Below are 17,436 nucleotides of genomic sequence, written 5' to 3' on the forward strand. Positions count from 1 at the left end.
TTTTTTCTTGACTAATAGGCGCTTCATCTATGGAACAATTTATTACTTTTGCCAGCAATAACGCTTTATTAAGTGCCGTTTGGGTTGGCCTTGTTGTTATGATCATTGTAACAACGATAAAAATTAACTTATCACCTATTAAACAAATTAGCCCGCAAGAGTTAACCTTTTTAATGAATAACGAATCAGGCGTTGCCCTTGATACCCGTAGTGAGAAAGACTTTAACAAGAGCCACATTATAGACTCAGTGAGCTTGTCTAATGAAAAAATCACTAAAAATGGTTTTACTAGCCTTGAAAAACACAAAGAAAAGCCCATCATAGTTGTATGTAGTGCAGGCCTTAGTGGGTCAAAAGTAGCCCATGATTTACATAAAGCCGGTTTTACGCGAGTGAGCGTGTTAAAAGGAGGTATAGCTGCTTGGGTGAGTGCAGGTTTGCCTGTCATTAAAAAGTAAGTGTTATCTGCTTGCTTAACAGCACAGCTACAATCCCTAGTACAGTTAAATGAAAGAGAGTCGAAAATTATGGCAAAAGTAGATATTTACACTAAAGCGTACTGTCCTTTTTGTTCTCATGCGCTTGCATTACTTGAACATAAACTAACAGACTTTCCCTCATTACAAATAAACGAAATAAGTATTGATGGTGATATGGCATTGCGCGAAAAAATGATTGAACGCAGTGGCGGAGGTTATACCGTACCGCAAATATTTATTAATGATGTCAAAGTTGGTGGCTGTGATGAGCTCGTCGCTTTAGAGCGTAATAATCAGCTCGATGACTTACTCGTATAAGTTCAGTCACACCAAGTTAACAACACGAACAGTTAAACAAACCAATATTAAATTTTATACAAAAACAGGAAAATACCCATGAGCGATGAAAACCAAAACCCAGCAAGCGAAGCTGCACCAGCACAACCACAGTTTGCTATTCAACGTGTTTACACAAAAGACGTTTCTTTTGAAACACCAAACTCGCCGGGTATCTTTCAAAAAGAATGGAAACCTGAAATTAAATTAGACTTAGATACTCGCTCTAATAAACTAGCCGACGATACTTATGAGGTTGTTTTAGCGGTTACCGTGACAGCCACTGTTGAAGGTCAAACAGCCTTTTTAGCTGAAGTACAACAAGCAGGTATTTTCACTATAGGTAACTTACCTGAAGCACAGTTAGCGCATACGATTGGCGCATTTTGCCCAACAACATTGTTCCCTTATGCACGTGAAACCGTTGCCAGTTTAGTTAACCGTGGCTCATTCCCACAATTTAACTTGTCGCCGGTAAACTTTGAAGCATTATTTGCGTCTTATGTACAACAACGTGCAGCTGAAGCAAAAGCGAACGCGCCAGAAAGCACAGAAACACACTAATATAATCTGAGCTTGGTTTTAGGCTAATATAGTAAGCTGTGTGCACAGCGCTAATGAAAAACTTCAAAGCGGCTCGTTTTAATATTATTTGTTATTTCGTTGCTAAAAATACCTTAGGTAGTGATGGCGATTTTTAGCAACTGCAGCAGCGATGACTTGTAACTAAGCTTTGCTGTTAACTTTCCCAATGATAAAGGTACTTATGACCGATTCTGCTAAAATTACCGTATTAGGTGCTGGCTCTTATGGTACAGCATTGGCTATTTGTTTGGCTCGTAATGGTCATAAAACACTTTTATGGGGGCGTGATGTTCATCAAGTTGAAGACATGATTAGCGCACGTGAAAATAGAAAGTATTTAGACGGCTGTCCATTTCCTGACAGCCTAGAACCTATTAGCGACCTAGCAACAGCTGTTGGTGCAAGCGATAACATTTTAGTGGTGGTACCTAGCCATGCGTTTGGAGATATACTAAAAACTATCTCTCCTATGCTTAAGCCTAACGCTAAAGTAGCTTGGGCAACGAAAGGCTTAGACCCTCAATCGGGCGATTTACTGCAAACAGTTGCTAGAAGGGTCCTTGGAGAAGATGTTGCATTAGCCGTATTGTCGGGTCCGACATTCGCTAAAGAAATGGCAATAGGTTTACCCACGGCTATTTCCTTATCGTCTACGGATAAAAGCTTCGCAGCAGAGTTGTCTGGTTTATTACATTGCGAAAAATGCTTCCGCGTTTACCCTAATAAAGACTTTATTGGCATACAATTAGGTGGCGCTGTTAAAAATGTTATTGCCATTGGCGCAGGCATTGCTGACGGTATTGGCTTTGGTGCGAATGCACGTACAGCATTGATCACCAGAGGGTTAGCTGAACTGACACGTTTAGGGGTCGCATTAGAGGCTGACCCTGCAACATTTATGGGGATGGCTGGCTTAGGGGATTTAGTACTCACCTGTACGGATAATCAATCGAGAAACCGGCGTTTTGGTTTAGCCTTAGGGCAAGGCACGGGTGTTGAACAAGCAATGGCAGACATTGGCCAAGTCGTTGAGGGCTATCGTAATACGAAAGAAGTATACACTTTAGCCCAGCGCATGAATGTTGAAATGCCCATTGTTGAGCAAGTATACCAAGTGTTATACCAGAACAAGGCGGCAAAATTGGCTGCGGCCGACCTACTGTCTCGTGACCAGAAACAAGAATAGCGGCATCGTTTTTATTGTTTAATACCATATATGCTATTAAACAACTGCTGCATTTAAAGTACGCATTGGCTAGTGGCGACTCTGTGTTCTCACCTTAATTTTAAGCTAACGTTAAAGCAAATAGCAGTTATTATACGGCATCAACAAAACCTAATTGACGCCAGGCATCGTACACAATTACAGCTACCGCATTAGATAAATTCATACTACGGCTCTCCTTTAACATGGGAATTCTAATCTTATCTTGATCAGGAATTTGTACACGCACATCTTCTGGTAAGCCAGCAGTTTCTGAGCCAAAAAGTAAGTAGTCACCTGGGGTAAAAGTGACGTCACCATAAAAATTATTTGTTTTGGTAGTTACCGCTAAAATGCGTTTTGGTTTTTCTTGTTCGACAAAAGCGGTAAAGTTGCTATGGCGCTTAATAGCGGCAAACTCATGGTAATCTAAGCCAGCACGACGAAGTTTTTTGTCTTCAAAATTAAAGCCTAATGGTTCAATTAAGTGTAAACGAAAGCCTGAATTAGCACATAAGCGAATTATATTGCCCGTGTTGGGTGGAATTTGTGGTTGAAAAAGAACAACATCTAACATAATGGTCACAACGTGAGTTTGGATAGCAGCAAGATAATTTGCTATTATAACGATTAAGTTCATTTAATTCCCGCGGAGTTAGCAAAGAATTTAATTTAATTGTTATAACGCTTCATTTTTTCATTTTGGAATCAGTTTTATGTTAGAGCACTCAGGTATGAAAACGCCTCCTGCACCAGTAGACAACCAGTCTTTTGATTACGCTTACTGGGTGAAACTGGCAGCAATTATCTCGTCTTCAGTGGCGCTTACCTTAGTGGTTATTAAATTTTATGCCTGGTTTGTCAGTGACTCAAGTGCCATGCTTGCCTCAACCACAGACTCAATTTTAGATTTATTTGCCTCAGTAATGAACATTGTTATTCTGCGTTTTGCTTTAGCGCCTGCAGATGACGATCATAAGTTTGGCCACGGTAAAGCAGAAAGTCTGGCTGGCTTGGTTCAGGCTGCTTTTGTATTGGGTTCGGCCACACTGCTTATGTTTAATGGGGTTGACCGAATTTTACACCCTCGCGTTATTGTGCACAGCAATATTGCAATTGGCGTGTCTGTGATTGCCATTATACTGACCTTATTTTTAGTTATGTTTCAGCGTTATGTTATTAAGCGCACAGGTTCAATTGTGATCAGCGCTGATGCTTTACACTATCAGTCAGACTTATTACTTAACTTAGGGGTGTTAATAGCGCTTTACCTGAGCCAAGGCTTATGGGTACAAGCTGACGGTATTTTTACAGTGTTAGTGGCTTTATTTTTATTTTTCGGTGCAGGGCAAATAATTTATCAAAGTGTCGGCCAGTTAATGGACCAAGAGTTAGATGATGAAGAAGTGGCGCAAATTAGAGACATTATTTTAGCGCATGAACGTGTATTAGGCTTACATGAGCTACGTACAAGGCAAGCAGGTGCTAAGCGCTTTATTCAATTTCATATAGAGCTTGAAGATAGCCTCTCGTTACTTGAAGCGCATAGTATTGGCGATGAAATTGAAGCAGAAATATGCCAAGTGCTAGCACCCTGTGAAGTTTTTATACATCATGACCCTAAGTCGGTTGTCCCAGAAGAACTCAAAGTAGAGCAAGCTTAATCACCTATCATCCATTTTAGTGTTGTTGAAACCACTGGGCTGCTGCCGTTAACGCTTGTTGGCGGTAAATATCACTTTCAAAAAATAATTCATGGTGTGCGCCTTTGACAACTAACGGCTTACCATCAGGGCATGACTGAGGGTGTAGCTTGTGTAATTGTTGGCAAAAGTCATTTTGTGCTTGGTTAGAGATAATTGTGTCGTTGCCTGCTTGTATCACTAAGGTAGGCGTTAGTATTTTATTTATGTCAGCAAAAGCTTGTTCAAGTGCGCTAATGGATTCAGATAACCATTTAACCGTCACTCCGCCCAGTTGCAATTGAGCAACATCATGGTAGGTTTTATAAAATAGTTGAAATCGCAAAGCAGAGTGCATCAGTGGGTTATGTTCAAATTTACTGGCAATATCAGCAGTGGGATCATAATCATTTTGTCCAAAAAAGTACCATGGGTTATCAGTGATCCAGTGGTTAATTTTTTCGGTTACCTTAATGATGGGTTTGGCAATATAAGTAGGAATAAGGCCGCTATTAAAACCTAGCATAGGTGATGATAACACCGCGGCTTGAACCGTATTTGGGTGTGTTTGTAAATACCGAACAGCAATAGCGCTTCCCATTGAATGCGCTAACAAATAAGGCTTTTGCGCATTAGTGTTATGGGTAGCCTTGCACTGTGGTTTGACAATATTGTCGACGAAGGTGGTAAAGTCATCAACATAATACTGAAACTTCTCTACATAACCCTTGTGTGGGTTTGCAACTAAACGCGCAGACAAACCTTGGCCACGATGATCAATAATAAATACATTAAAACCCAAGTTAAATAAATCAAAACTCAGCTCTTTATATTTTAAATAGCCCTCACTGCGCCCAGGTGAAATAATTAAGCACTTATTGTTGTTTAATTTGCCATTACTTGGTTTATGAGTAAACATTGCGTAATTAATACGTGCTTGGTTTACGCCTCGAAACGAGGAAAACTCACCTTGTTGCCAAAAGTGAGCTATTTCATTATTGTAACGCACGCTAAGCTGCTGTTCAGTGGTAAAGCGATTGGCATTAATTTCTGTCATAAATCCAGCGAGTAGAAAAATAATAAGTAAAAATTTGCACATGTCATTAATTCAGGTTTAGGTGAGCTATTTTCAAGCGGGATTGTGCTGATTACGATTCACTTCCTGCTTAGGTTAAACACCTTAGTCGACGGGAGCTGGCTCACACTTCGCTTACGTTTTTTCAATGGATAGTTTTTCTTCTAGTTCAGTTAAGCGTGCTTCTATTGCGGCTAATTTAGTGCGTGTTTTAATTAGCACTTGTGTTTGAACATCAAACTCTTCACGTGTTACTACGTCTAGTTGTGATAACTTTCGCTGTAAAACTGTTTTGGTTTTATCTTCAAAATCGTTGGCCATGTTTTTTAAGCCTGGCGGAATAGCATCAGTCACTTGCTTGGCGATTTCTTCAATTTTTTTTGCATTAATCATGTGGCTTCCTGAGGTTATACTCGAAATTATTCTTCAAACCATTGTAACTGTTTTGCTAACGAGTAAAAACAGGTAAAATGAGCGACTTTACAAAAACATATTATTTCGTCACTACCCAGCTTGAATATATTGGCCGTAAGTACTAGAAAAGCACGGCGCTTATCAGTACAAGCTAACAGATTAGACAACGAAATTTAGACAAATAACAACAAGATGAATGGTTACTATGAAGCTTAACCCCGGACAAAACGAAGCGGTAAAATATGTCAGTGGGCCTTGCCTGGTTTTGGCGGGAGCCGGCTCAGGCAAAACAGGGGTTATTTGCCAAAAAATCGCGTATTTGATCCAAAAATGTGACTACAAAGCGCGTAATATTGCTGCCGTCACCTTTACTAATAAAGCAGCGCGAGAAATGAAAGAGCGTATTGTTAACATGCTTGGTAAAGAATTAACTCGAGGGTTAACTGTTTCAACTTTTCATTCGCTCGGGCTAGATATTGTTCGCAGAGAAATTAAAACGCTAGGTTATAAACCGGGCTTTACGCTGTTTGATGACCAAGACAGCTTAACACTATTGAAAGAATTAACGGTAGATGAACTCGATGGCGACAAAGATTTATTGAGCCAATTACAAAGCAAAATTTCAAACTGGAAAAACGATTTATTATTACCAGACGCCGTTGTGAAAATGGCACATGATGCGCAGGAGCAAGAATTTGCTGAGTTTTATCAGCGTTATCATCAACACATGAAAGCATACAATGCACTTGACTTTGATGATTTAATTTTGATCCCAACACTCCTTTTAAAAAACTACCCTGAGGTGCGAGAGCGCTGGCGTAGTAAAATTCGTTATCTATTAGTTGATGAATACCAAGACACAAATGCTAGCCAGTATGCGCTAGTAAAATTAATTACGGGTGAGCGTGGGCGGTTAACTGTTGTGGGTGATGATGACCAGTCTATTTACTCCTGGCGTGGGGCAAAACCTGAGAACTTAGTGTTGTTAGGTAAAGATTTCCCACAACTAAAACTGATTAAACTTGAGCAAAATTATCGCTCTAGTGGGCGCATTTTAAAATGTGCCAATATTTTAATTGCAAATAACCCCCATGTTTACGATAAAGCGCTTTTTAGTGAATTAGCTTATGGCCCAGAATTACGTGTAATACAGACCAAAAATGAAGAAGATGAGGTCTCACGTATTATTGGTGAACTTATTGGTCATCGCTTTATGAACCGCAGTCGCCATAAAGACTATGCTATTTTATACCGTGGTAACCACCAATCTCGGCTATTAGAAAAAGCTTTAATGCAAAATCGTATCCCTTACAAAATTAGCGGGGGCACTTCGTTTTTTTCGCGGTCAGAAATCAAAGACGTCATGGCGTATTTACGCGTATTAGTAAACCCAGATGACGACAATGCTTTTTTGCGTATTGTTAATGTCCCTAAACGAGAGCTTGGTCCTGCTACCATAGAAAAACTGGGAAATTACGCCAATATGCGGCAAATAAGTATGTTTGCTGCCAGCTTTGAGCTCGGTTTAGCGCAAACATTAACAGGGCGTGCGTTGATGAAAATGCAGGCTTTTACCCAGTGGTTAGTTGATGTTGCAGACCAAACAGAGCGGGGTGATACTGCAGCAGTGCTGCGTTCAATGATCAGGGAAATCAATTACGAAGACTTCCTTTATGACACTTCACCCAGCGCCAAAGCTGCAGAAATGCGGATGAAAAACGTTACCGAGCTTTTTAGTTGGGTAACGCAAATGTTAGAAGGTTCTGACGATGAAGAGCCGATGACGTTACCGCAAATTGTTACTCGTTTAACCTTGCGAGATATGATGGAGCGTAATGAAAGTGAAGATGATAGCGACCAAGTACAGTTAATGACCTTACATGCTTCTAAAGGTCTAGAATTCCCTTATGTTTTTTTAATTGGTATGGAAGAAGGCTTGTTGCCACATCAAACCAGTATTGACGAAGGGAGCGTAGAAGAAGAGCGCCGCCTAGCTTATGTTGGCATTACGCGCGCGCAACGTGAATTAATCTTTACTTATGCACGTGAGCGCCGTCAATTTGGAGAACTGTCGCGCACAGAGGCTAGTCGGTTTTTGCATGAATTACCACAAGACGATTTAAAGTGGGAATTAGGGCAAGTGAAAAAAACACAAGCAGATAAACAAGCGGCGAATAAGCAGGGTATGGCCAGTTTACGTGCGCAATTAGCTAAAAAGAAGTCATGAGTTGCAGGGGTTATTTCTTAACCGATAAGTAAAATAAAATGGCCGCTATGCCCGCACTTAGCCCAGCTAACAAGTGACAGTGTTGATTAAAAAATAGCGCTGAACTAATACACAAGCCTGCTGCTACTACTGCAAAAATTAAGCGCTGATTATTCGCTTGTTGCTGTTGAGTTATTTGCTCTATTAATTTCATATGTTGAAATTGACTTTCTTTTCCTGTTTTTAAATAGTCATAAATAAGATCAGGAATTTCGGGCAGCTTTTCATTCCAAAAAGGTATATTGTCTTTTATTTTAGTAAATACAGCGTTAATGCCCATTTGTTCTTTAACCCAGTTCTCTAAAAAGGGTTTGGCGGTTTGCCATAAATCTAATTGTGGGTAAAGTTGTCTACCCAAGCCCTCAATGTAAAGTAAGGTTTTTTGCAATAACACTAATTGCGGTTGTACTTCCATGTTGAAGCGACGCGCGGTGCTAAATAAGTTGACTAATACTTGGCCAAAAGAAATTTCAGCCAATGGCTTGTTAAATATTGGCTCACACACCGTGCGAATTGCAAACTCAAACTCATCAACGCTGGTATTGACCGGCACCCAGCCAGAGTCAACATGTAACTGAGCTACCTTGCGGTAATCACGATTAAAAAAGGCCACAAAGTTTTCTGCTAAATACCGTTTATCTTCGCGGTTTAACGTGCCAACAATGCCGCAATCTATCGCTATCCAGGTGGGATCAGCAGGGTTGGTGGCATCAACAAATACATTGCCAGGGTGCATGTCAGCATGAAAAAAACTATCGCGAAATACTTGGGTAAAAAATACTTCTACACCTCGTTCAGCGAGCAACTGCATGTCAACACCTAGTTCATTTAAGGTGTCAACTTCAGCCACACCAATGCCGTAAATACGCTCCATCACTAAAATGTTTTTATGGCTGTATTCACTATATACTTCAGGGACATAAAGTACCTTGTCGTATTCGCGGCCTTGTTCAAAGTTACGCCTTAACTGGATAGCATTGGCGGCTTCTCTGTTAAGGTCTAATTCATCTAAAATTGTTTTTTTATATTCAGCAACCACTTCAACAGGGCGCAAACGTTTACCGTCTGGCAGCCAGCGGGCGACAATAGCGGCAAGGCGCGACATCACTTTGACATCCGCTAAAATTATTTTATCAATTTTTGGGCGCAGCACCTTAATCACAACATTTTGTTGATGATTATCATTAGTCAAAGTTGCGGTATGTACTTGCGCGATTGAAGCTGAAGCCAAAGGCTTTATATCAAAATCACTAAAATATTGTTCGAATACTTCAAGCCCCATTGCCTCTACAATCAGTTGCTTGGCTAGTTCGCCATCAAATGGTGTTACTTGATCTTGTAAAAGTGCTAATTCATCAGCAAAGTCGGACGGTAATAAATCGCGACGGGTTGAAAGCATTTGCCCAAATTTAATAAATACAGGGCCTAGCTCTTCAATGGCTAGGCGAAAGCGTTGAGCAAGGTCTTTATTTTTGTGTTTGTTTTGCAACCAGAATAAAGAGATACGACCCAACTTTGCATACCAAGGCAGCATTCTTTTTGGCACCATATCGTCCAAACCATAGTGTAAAAATGTTTTAACAATGCGGTACAGTCGTTTGCTACTCACGAGTTTGAATGTCCTTTGGTTAATGCGTCAATGCGAGCGGAAATATCTTCAAGTTGCTGGCTAGCTTGGTTTACGTCGTGATTAAACGCTTCAATTTGGCTGCGGGTGACCACTAAGCGTTGTTCGTGCACTATATATTCACTAGCATCTGCTTGTATTTGCTTACTGGCGAACTGTAACTTGTTTGTAAGGCGTTTACCAAATTGCATTAACTTGTGAGTTGGCATATCACCAATATGCTTGGCTAATTCGCTTTGCCAATCAATATTAAGGTTTTCGGCTAGGTGCATAAACTGCTGTGCTACTTTAATGTCACCACTTAAGTCGAGCTTATTTTGTTTTATTAATGTGGTTAATTGTTGTTCGGCTTTTAATGCTTGTAGGGTTTTAAGGCTAGTGTTAATAGTACAATCAGCACGGTCGGTTAAAGCAGACACCATGATTTTATTATTAACCGCCGTTAAGCTTATCGGGAAATTTATTTCTGACAATAGTATGGTTAATGTTTTTTGCTCCAATTTTTGTAGATCAACTGGTTCAGTATGTAAAGACATTACTTTGTTAATGAATAACTCTACTGATGACATGAATGCTTGTTGCAACATGGTTATAACCTTGTCTGTTCTCTTAAGGATAGGTGCTTAAAAGTATCGGGTGAATGATTACGCTTAAAATTTATAGCCTTTATGTAAGGCAACAACACCACCAGTTAAATTCTTATAACTGGTTTGCTCAAAACCAGCATTATCCATCATGGCTTTTAATGTTTCTTGATCAGGGTGCATGCGAATAGACTCGGCAAGGTATTGATAACTATCCCCATCTTTTGCTACTAACTCACCCATTTTGGGTAAAATATTAAATGAATAAAAATCATAGGCCTTGTTGAGTAATGCATGTTCAGGTTTAGAAAACTCTAACACTAATAAACGGCCACCGGGTTTTAATACGCGATAAATAGAGCGCAGAGCCATGTCTTTATCAGTAACATTACGTAAGCCAAATGCAATAGTAACAATGTCAAAGGTATGGTCGTCAAAAGGTAGGTATTGGGCATTAGCCTGCACGTATTTTATATTTTGTACTAGGCCTTTATCGCGTAATTTATCACGGCCTACATTCAGCATTGAACTGTTGATGTCAGCTAAAACCACCTCGCCTTCTTTGCCCACTAACTGAGAAAATTTAGCAGTTAAATCACCGGTGCCACCCGCTAAATCTAACACCTTATTACCCGGGCGTACGCCACTGGCGTCAATGGTAAAGCGTTTCCATAAACGGTGAACCCCAAATGACATTAAATCATTCATTACGTCGTATTGTTTAGCCACCGAATGAAAAACCCCAGCAACCATTGACACTTTTTCTTCTTTATCAATAGTTTTATAGCCAAAGTGGGTAGTGGTGTCTGACACAGTGTCGGGTAGCTTTGTCGATTGATCTTGTGGTTGAGTCGGCATCTTTGATTCACTCATAACGAAAATTGCCAATAGTTTACTGTATGTGAGTAGGATAACCAAATATCGACTGGCTTTTTATTGATTTAGCGCAGCAGTGGGGTGGGTAAATCGCGAGTGAACTAACCGGGTAAATAGACCTTATTAGTGTTTTTACAACAAAATATGAAATAAAAAATAAAAAATGTAATTAAGTTACATTTTTAGCTTGCTTTATTAGAGTATGTACTCTATAATTCTTTTCGTTCTCCCCCTTATGTGAACGTTTTTTGTAATAATTGTATATTTTAGCTCTCCTCATAGCTAACTCAACCGATAGCCCTGCTATCGGTTTTTTTTTGCATTTTTTTTAGCACCTACACTTTAATACCATTAAACGCATAAAAACTACTGTCGCTGGTTATTTTAAAGTAGCATTAATACAAGTGATTGCATTATTATTAAGAAAGTTTATTTTATCTCAACTTCAAAAAGACAAACTTGGCTATAATATATTTGTTAAAACACTAACAATTAATGGACACTTATGAATACTTCTAATCTTTCTTTTAAAAAGCAAATTCTTGTTTTGCTTACTTTGCCTATGTTAGGTTTTTTATGGTTAAGTACAACGGCCATCAGTGATCACATAAAAATTGAAAATGAAATGCGAACAATTGCACCATTAACTGAGTTGTCGGTTGTTTATAGTGAGTTTGTTCATGAGTTGCAAAAAGAAAGAGGTATGACGGCAGGCTTTTTAGGCTCTAACGGCAAAAGCTTTGGTGACAAACTAAAAATTCAACGCCAAAATACGGATCAAAAACGTGCTCAAGTCATGAGCTTTTGGCAAGAGCATGATTTTACACTGAATAGTATAACTCAGCTGCACTCAACAATAACGCAGTCATTAAACGAATTGTCATCAATACGTAAACAAATAGATGCTCAACAAATAGCAAATACGGCCGCTATATTGTATTACACCGATTTAAACAAAAAACTACTCAGTGTTGCTATGTTAAATGCTGACATTAGTACCGACGCTTTAATAACGAAAGAAACAGTTGCCTATTTTAACTTTTTACAAGGTAAAGAGCGCGCAGGCATAGAGCGAGCCATACTGAGCACAACATTTGCCAAGCAAATGCACGATGCTAATAGCTATGTTAAATTCATTACTTTAGTGAGTGAACAAGAGACCTACTTTGCAAATTTCAAAGCGTTTACCAACGCAGAAAACAGGGCCTTTTTCGACCAGCAACTAAACACGAATGCAGTGAGAGAAGTCGCTAAAATTAGGGCAATAGCAACGCACCAACAAAGTGATTTTGGCATAGATGCAGGCTACTGGTTTGAGCAAGCAACAGGGCGTATTGGGCAATTAAAGAAAATAGAAAACCAGTTAGACGATAATATATTAGCCTTAGTGAACGCTAAACAAAGTGAAGCGTTTTCCTACTTAGTTAGAAGTATTGTGGTCAGTTTGTTAATTATTGTAATCGCGTCAGTGGTGAGTGTTTATGTAATAAAAGAGCTTACCAGCAGAGTGAGCAGTTTAACTAATGTATTGGCTAAAGTACGTAATGAAAATGACTTAACTGTTTCTAGCCCGTATGAAGGTAGCAGTGAATTAGGGCAAATTTCTACGGCGTTAAATAGCACATTAAGCAGTTTTTCCCATGTGATTCAAAACATGTCGTCTTCAAGTGTTACCTTGGCGTCGGCTGCTGCTGAAACTGCACAAACCTGTGAGTACAATTCGCAGTCTTTATTTGAGCAACAAAGTGGCATTGGTTTAATTGCCACGGCTATTGAAGAGTTGTCTGCGACAGTAAAAGAAGTCGCTGAAAATACGCAAAATACAGCAGCTTCGGCAAGAACTGCCGATGAAAAAGCAAAAAATGGGCTAGCCATAGTGCAAAAGTCTTATCATTCTATTGAGATATTAGCAGATGAGATTGATGGTTTAGCGAAACAAATTAATAGTTTGCATGCCAGCAGTAATAATATTACCAGTGTGGTTGATGTGATAAAGTCGGTCGCGGAACAAACAAATCTACTGGCATTAAATGCAGCGATTGAAGCAGCAAGGGCAGGGGAGCAAGGCCGAGGATTTGCGGTGGTAGCTGACGAAGTACGTACTTTGGCACAACGTACTCAAGAGTCTACTGCTGAGATTGAAAACTTTATTTTATCTTTACAAAGCGATGCTAACGCTGCATTTAATGTGATTGAAAGCAGTCAACAAAAAGCGGCTGATGCGGTGAGTAACTCTAAAGATGTTGAGGACGTGTTAGAAGAAATAACGCAGTCTGTGGGTGATATTTTTGCAATGACAGATCAAATAGCGACCGCCATCGAAGAGCAGGCCGTGGTAACTCAAGATGTAGCGGAAAACATTGTCTCGGTTGAAGAGAAATCAACAGAGACTACCACGGGCGCAAATCAAATATCTGTTACTGCGGCAGAGCAAGCAAGGTTAGCGGCTTCTTTGCAAGATATAGCGAACACTTTTAAAGTTTAAATAGTATGCAGCACACGTTAATGAATAGTGTTAAGGTGTGCTGGCACTCTCACAGTAAACTACTGAATGCCTTTTACTTTTTCTTGATATTTTACTTTAGCATAAGCTAGCATCACAACACCTAATGCAACGATAAATGCGGTTAAGTATAAAGCGTAATTGTAGTCATTAAACTGTTGTATTAAGGCGACTGAATATAATGGCGCAACAATTTGCCCTAAACCGTAAGCCGATGTTATGGCGCCCATAATAAATACTGGGTTTTTGTGAGAAAGTTGGCCAGCAACATTCATAAATAAAGCCACTAAACCGATAAAAGTTGCACCAAACAGTATGCCACTACTAAGGTTCATCATAATATTGTTGGATACTGTAGGAATTAAAATACCAACAATCTGTAATAACATTGCAATTATCATAATGTTAAAACTGCCAAACCTATCTGCTAAACGCATCCATACAATACAAGCTGGAATACCGGCAATACCGACTACTAGCCAAACATAACCGCCATAACCCTCTAAACCAGGCAGTGAATTAACAATATCAGGGAGAAATGTTGCCTGTACAACCATGCCTACACCCTCGGTAAAATAGGCGAGCACAAGGATGATAGCGACGGGGGAAAATAAAGATTTATCAAATGTATGTTTTACTATTTCGCTAGTCGGTTGTTTATCAAAGCGTAAAATATAAGCCGAATAACAGGACAATAGAGCACCAACGGACGCTAATACAAGCCATGCATCTTGCCAGTGGCCGCCATAATAAAATACACCCCGCATAATAAGATCAGAAATAACGATTGAAAAACCTAATCCGGTGAAATGTATTCCCATTGCTTTGGTTTTATTGGCTAACTTGAGTTTTAACATCACAATTGAAGAGCCAACAACGAGAGCCATTGCGGCACCAAAGCCAGCTAATAATCTTGTGATAATCCACACCAGGTTATTTTCAGTTACCCCTAAAGCAAAGGAAGAAACAACACAAAGTAATAAGCCTAATCTAAAAAACCTTACTTTATTATGTATGTCTTTAATAAAAATAGAAAAAACAGAGCCAGACAAATAACCAAGATAATTAATTGAGGCAAGTACACCCGCAAAAGCGATATTAATTGAGTCTGCCAACATTGCTGGTAACAGCGAAGTAAAGACAAAGCGAGCAACACCAACACCGACCACTAAGGCTAAAATTCCTGCTAGCAATATTGCACAGTTGCTCTCTCGGTTAAATTGCAGCATTTAGCTTTATTACCTTATTTTGTCTCTGAAATAGTGGCTGATAACCGAAACTCACACTAGCTGTAAATTGATCAGGCGATAGAGAGTCTTTTACAGTGTTAACCTAACTATCCATAGATTTAAGTGAGCGTAAAAATAGCCCTAAACCGCCAATAGCTAACACTAAAATAACAATAAGGTCGAATGATGTCATCGCACGCATACTAAAACGGACACTGGCTATAACACCAAAAATTAATGCCGTAATCGAGCCGACAGATAAAACCCAGCCCAGTATATTTTTGGCATTATAAAATATAAGGCCAACACCAAAAATAAATGGAATCATGACTGTACCGCCGGTAATACCAACGCCACCAAAGGCGTTAAAGCTATATATTCTTGAGCCTAAACCAAAATTAGCGCTAACTGAAATAGCATTCAGTAACATGTAAAAGCCCGCACACATCATTATTAAGCCAATAAAAAACTGCCCTACACCACCTGAACTTCCGCCTGCGCCATTCATTCTTATTTAAACCCTTTTTATATTACGACTTGATACCAGCAAAAATGGTTACCGGATAATTATATTTAACATACCATATAATGTATTTGCTATGATTATTTATTCTTATTTATAAGCGTTCTATACTGAATTAAATGAGTCGTTAAGCACAAGTGTATATCAAAGTGTATTGTTAATAGTCTCGGTTAAATTATAAGGAATAGTATGAAATATTTGCTAGCAATTGTATTGAGTGTGTTTGTATTAAATAAAGCGCAAGCGCAACACTCCATTCCTTTACATGAAGATAAAAAAAACTATCAAACAAAATTAATGTGGTCAGCGTTAAGTATTCCTTGGGGTATGGTGCAACTACCTGATGGGCGCATGTTAGCGACTGAACGTTCGGGGACATTATTTTTACTAAGCGAAAAGAAAGCGGCCATTGAAATTACCGGCTTACCTAAGATACATGTGAATAATCAAGGAGGCTTACTTGATATCGCTTTGCATCCTAACTTTGTAAACAACCAGGTGATATTTTTTACTTATGCTAGCCCCGAAGGCAAAGGCAGTGGCAGCAATACGGCATTGATGCAAGCTAAGTTAGACACAAAAAATAATCGGCTCATCGAGCAAAAGGTTTTATATAAAGGGGAAGAAAACACTAACAAAGGGTCACACTATGGTAGCCGAATAGTGATAACTGCTGACTATATTTATTTCTCTATTGGTGATCGAGGCAATCGAGATGTTAATCCACAAGACATAACTCGAGATGGGGGGAAAATTTATCGCCTACATCTTGACGGCACTATTCCTGCTGATAACCCTTTTGTTAGCAATAAAACGGCAAAAAAAGCGATTTATTCGTATGGTCACCGTAATCCTCAAGGGCTTATTAAACTGGGTAATACCGGGCAAATATGGTCTCATGAGCATGGACCAAAAGGAGGAGACGAGATTAATTTCATTGAAGCGGGTAACAACTATGGCTGGCCGGTGATCAGTTATGGTGTTAACTATAATAATAGCCAATTTACTGATATCACTGAAAAAGCAGGGATGGAACAACCCAAGCTTTACTGGGACCCATCTATTGCGCCGTCAGGCATGGCCTTTATTGACAGTGATAAATACCCACACTGGCAAGGAAAAGTGTTACTGGGATCAATGAAATTTAACCACCTTGTGTTAGTAGACATTAAAAATAACCAGGTAGTAAAACAAACCAAACTACTCAGTGATATTCAGGGCAGGGTTCGAAATGTTATTCAAGGAAGTGATGGCTATATTTATTTAGGCATTGACGGTAAAGGCATTTATCGCTTGCTCCCTTAATGGGTGTTTACCTGAGTAGGTAAATTGCTACCTTGTACATGTGATAACAGCAGGTAAGCCACTGAATACAACAAAGCTGCATATGGCTTACCTGAACCTTATTTTAACTTGGTAATACCGACTAACACCGCAATAGCACCCCCAACCATACCTGCCCATGCCTCTATTGGGGTGTCACCACTTAAGGCGCGACTTACTTGTGCGCTCGCGGCATCATAAATATTATAGCCCCACACAGCTAAAGCAGCACCAGCAACAATAAGTACAATGCCAATAATTTTATTATTCATATTTCAGTTCAACCTTATTCAGTAAAGAGTACCTTTAGCTTAGACCATCTATGGCATTAGATCATTATACGTATTTTGTGATCATTTCCTCTACGAAAACGCCTCTGTTTAATAATATTAATTCTATTAACTATTGTCCAATTCAGCGCTATGCATTGAGAGGGATACTTAACGTACATTAGGAGTGAATCTGGGCGCTATAAATAGCATGGCATTGTTCAGCGAAAAAACAGGGGGAGAATGCCCTAAGTGATTGAAAAGCAAAGGCTATGAAATTCTCTCATGTGGTATGTGAAATAAATGCGCTGTTAATCGCTAGGTTAACAACGTATAAATTACACCGAGTTGCTACCGCTAAACATATGCCAATAAGTTCGCTTAAATATTTATCAAAGAAAATACCAGCGAAGCCCATTAACCGGGCAAACGCGCTTGTGAGTTTAGCAAAAAGTAGAAAT

17 protein-coding genes are annotated in these 17,436 nt (G+C 39.4%); 8 read left to right on the top strand and 9 right to left on the bottom strand.

Annotation, left to right across the window (positions count from 1 at the left end; translation table 11 throughout):
• Positions 1–29: 29 nt before the first annotated feature.
• From AC0UA9_RS13545 to gpsA, 4 genes are all read left to right on the top strand, one after another.
• The gene (locus AC0UA9_RS13545; RefSeq protein WP_475660635.1) at positions 30–458 is read left to right on the top strand and encodes a rhodanese-like domain-containing protein; all 429 of its coding nucleotides are present in this window, start codon (positions 30–32) and stop codon (positions 456–458) included.
• A gap of 69 nt (positions 459–527) precedes the next feature.
• On the top strand, positions 528–797 hold the full coding sequence (gene grxC, locus AC0UA9_RS13550; protein WP_475660636.1) for a glutaredoxin 3: 270 nt from the start codon (positions 528–530) through the stop codon (positions 795–797).
• Positions 798–875: 78 nt separating this feature from the next.
• Entirely contained in the window at positions 876–1,379 is a 504-nt protein-coding gene (gene secB, locus AC0UA9_RS13555) for a protein-export chaperone SecB (RefSeq protein WP_475660637.1), read from the top strand.
• 202 nt (positions 1,380–1,581) lie between these two features.
• Complete coding sequence (gpsA, locus tag AC0UA9_RS13560; RefSeq protein WP_475660638.1) at positions 1,582–2,586, top strand: NAD(P)H-dependent glycerol-3-phosphate dehydrogenase; 1,005 nt, start codon at positions 1,582–1,584, stop codon at positions 2,584–2,586.
• 130 nt (positions 2,587–2,716) lie between these two features.
• Here gpsA and trmL read toward each other — a convergent pair whose 3' ends face one another.
• Positions 2,717–3,181, bottom strand: a complete 465-nt coding sequence (gene trmL / locus AC0UA9_RS13565; RefSeq protein WP_475660668.1) for a tRNA (uridine(34)/cytosine(34)/5-carboxymethylaminomethyluridine(34)-2'-O)-methyltransferase TrmL — start codon at positions 3,179–3,181, stop codon at positions 2,717–2,719.
• Positions 3,182–3,320: 139 nt separating this feature from the next.
• On the opposite strand from trmL, the gene AC0UA9_RS13570 reads away from it, so the two are divergent.
• Entirely contained in the window at positions 3,321–4,268 is a 948-nt protein-coding gene (locus AC0UA9_RS13570; RefSeq protein ID WP_475660639.1) for a cation diffusion facilitator family transporter, read from the top strand.
• 16 nt (positions 4,269–4,284) lie between these two features.
• On the opposite strand, the gene AC0UA9_RS13575 is transcribed toward AC0UA9_RS13570, so the two are convergent.
• Entirely contained in the window at positions 4,285–5,343 is a 1,059-nt protein-coding gene (locus AC0UA9_RS13575; RefSeq protein ID WP_475660640.1) for an alpha/beta fold hydrolase, read from the bottom strand.
• A 153-nt stretch (positions 5,344–5,496) separates the two neighbouring features.
• Positions 5,497–5,754, bottom strand: a complete 258-nt coding sequence (gene ubiK / locus AC0UA9_RS13580; protein WP_475660641.1) for a ubiquinone biosynthesis accessory factor UbiK — start codon at positions 5,752–5,754, stop codon at positions 5,497–5,499.
• Positions 5,755–5,980: 226 nt separating this feature from the next.
• Here ubiK and rep point away from each other — a divergent pair, with 226 nt between their 5' ends.
• Entirely contained in the window at positions 5,981–8,002 is a 2,022-nt protein-coding gene (gene rep, locus AC0UA9_RS13585) for a DNA helicase Rep (RefSeq protein ID WP_475660642.1), read from the top strand.
• A gap of 10 nt (positions 8,003–8,012) precedes the next feature.
• Here the strand turns inward: rep and ubiB are convergent, their stop codons facing one another.
• The 3 genes from ubiB to ubiE form a co-directional block, all read right to left on the bottom strand.
• The gene (gene ubiB / locus AC0UA9_RS13590; protein ID WP_475660643.1) at positions 8,013–9,650 is read right to left on the bottom strand and encodes a ubiquinone biosynthesis regulatory protein kinase UbiB; all 1,638 of its coding nucleotides are present in this window, start codon (positions 9,648–9,650) and stop codon (positions 8,013–8,015) included.
• A complete protein-coding gene (locus tag AC0UA9_RS13595) occupies positions 9,647–10,255 on the bottom strand; it encodes a ubiquinone biosynthesis accessory factor UbiJ (RefSeq protein ID WP_475660644.1) in 609 nt (202 codons plus the stop codon). The genes ubiB and AC0UA9_RS13595 overlap by 4 nt, the downstream gene beginning before the upstream one ends.
• A 63-nt stretch (positions 10,256–10,318) precedes the next feature.
• Positions 10,319–11,110 carry a bifunctional demethylmenaquinone methyltransferase/2-methoxy-6-polyprenyl-1,4-benzoquinol methylase UbiE gene (gene ubiE / locus AC0UA9_RS13600; protein ID WP_475660669.1) on the bottom strand — a complete coding sequence of 264 codons (792 nt, stop codon included), beginning with the start codon at positions 11,108–11,110 and terminating at the stop codon, positions 10,319–10,321.
• A gap of 523 nt (positions 11,111–11,633) precedes the next feature.
• On the opposite strand from ubiE, the gene AC0UA9_RS13605 reads away from it, so the two are divergent.
• Positions 11,634–13,613, top strand: coding sequence for a methyl-accepting chemotaxis protein (locus AC0UA9_RS13605; protein ID WP_475660645.1), 1,980 nt, complete (start codon positions 11,634–11,636; stop codon positions 13,611–13,613).
• Between the two features lie 59 nt (positions 13,614–13,672).
• On the opposite strand, the gene AC0UA9_RS13610 is transcribed toward AC0UA9_RS13605, so the two are convergent.
• Together AC0UA9_RS13610 and AC0UA9_RS13615 are read right to left on the bottom strand one after the other, a co-directional pair.
• On the bottom strand, positions 13,673–14,860 hold the full coding sequence (locus tag AC0UA9_RS13610) for a YbfB/YjiJ family MFS transporter (RefSeq protein WP_475660646.1): 1,188 nt from the start codon (positions 14,858–14,860) through the stop codon (positions 13,673–13,675).
• A gap of 103 nt (positions 14,861–14,963) precedes the next feature.
• Positions 14,964–15,368, bottom strand: coding sequence for a hypothetical protein (locus AC0UA9_RS13615; RefSeq protein ID WP_475660647.1), 405 nt, complete (start codon positions 15,366–15,368; stop codon positions 14,964–14,966).
• 204 nt (positions 15,369–15,572) lie between these two features.
• On the opposite strand from AC0UA9_RS13615, the gene AC0UA9_RS13620 reads away from it, so the two are divergent.
• Positions 15,573–16,688, top strand: coding sequence for a PQQ-dependent sugar dehydrogenase (locus AC0UA9_RS13620; RefSeq protein ID WP_475660648.1), 1,116 nt, complete (start codon positions 15,573–15,575; stop codon positions 16,686–16,688).
• Positions 16,689–16,786: 98 nt separating this feature from the next.
• Here AC0UA9_RS13620 and AC0UA9_RS13625 read toward each other — a convergent pair whose 3' ends face one another.
• Positions 16,787–16,978, bottom strand: coding sequence for a DUF3185 family protein (locus AC0UA9_RS13625; protein ID WP_475660649.1), 192 nt, complete (start codon positions 16,976–16,978; stop codon positions 16,787–16,789).
• Positions 16,979–17,436: the final 458 nt, after the last annotated feature.

Source organism: Colwellia sp. F1 (assembly GCF_056238625.1).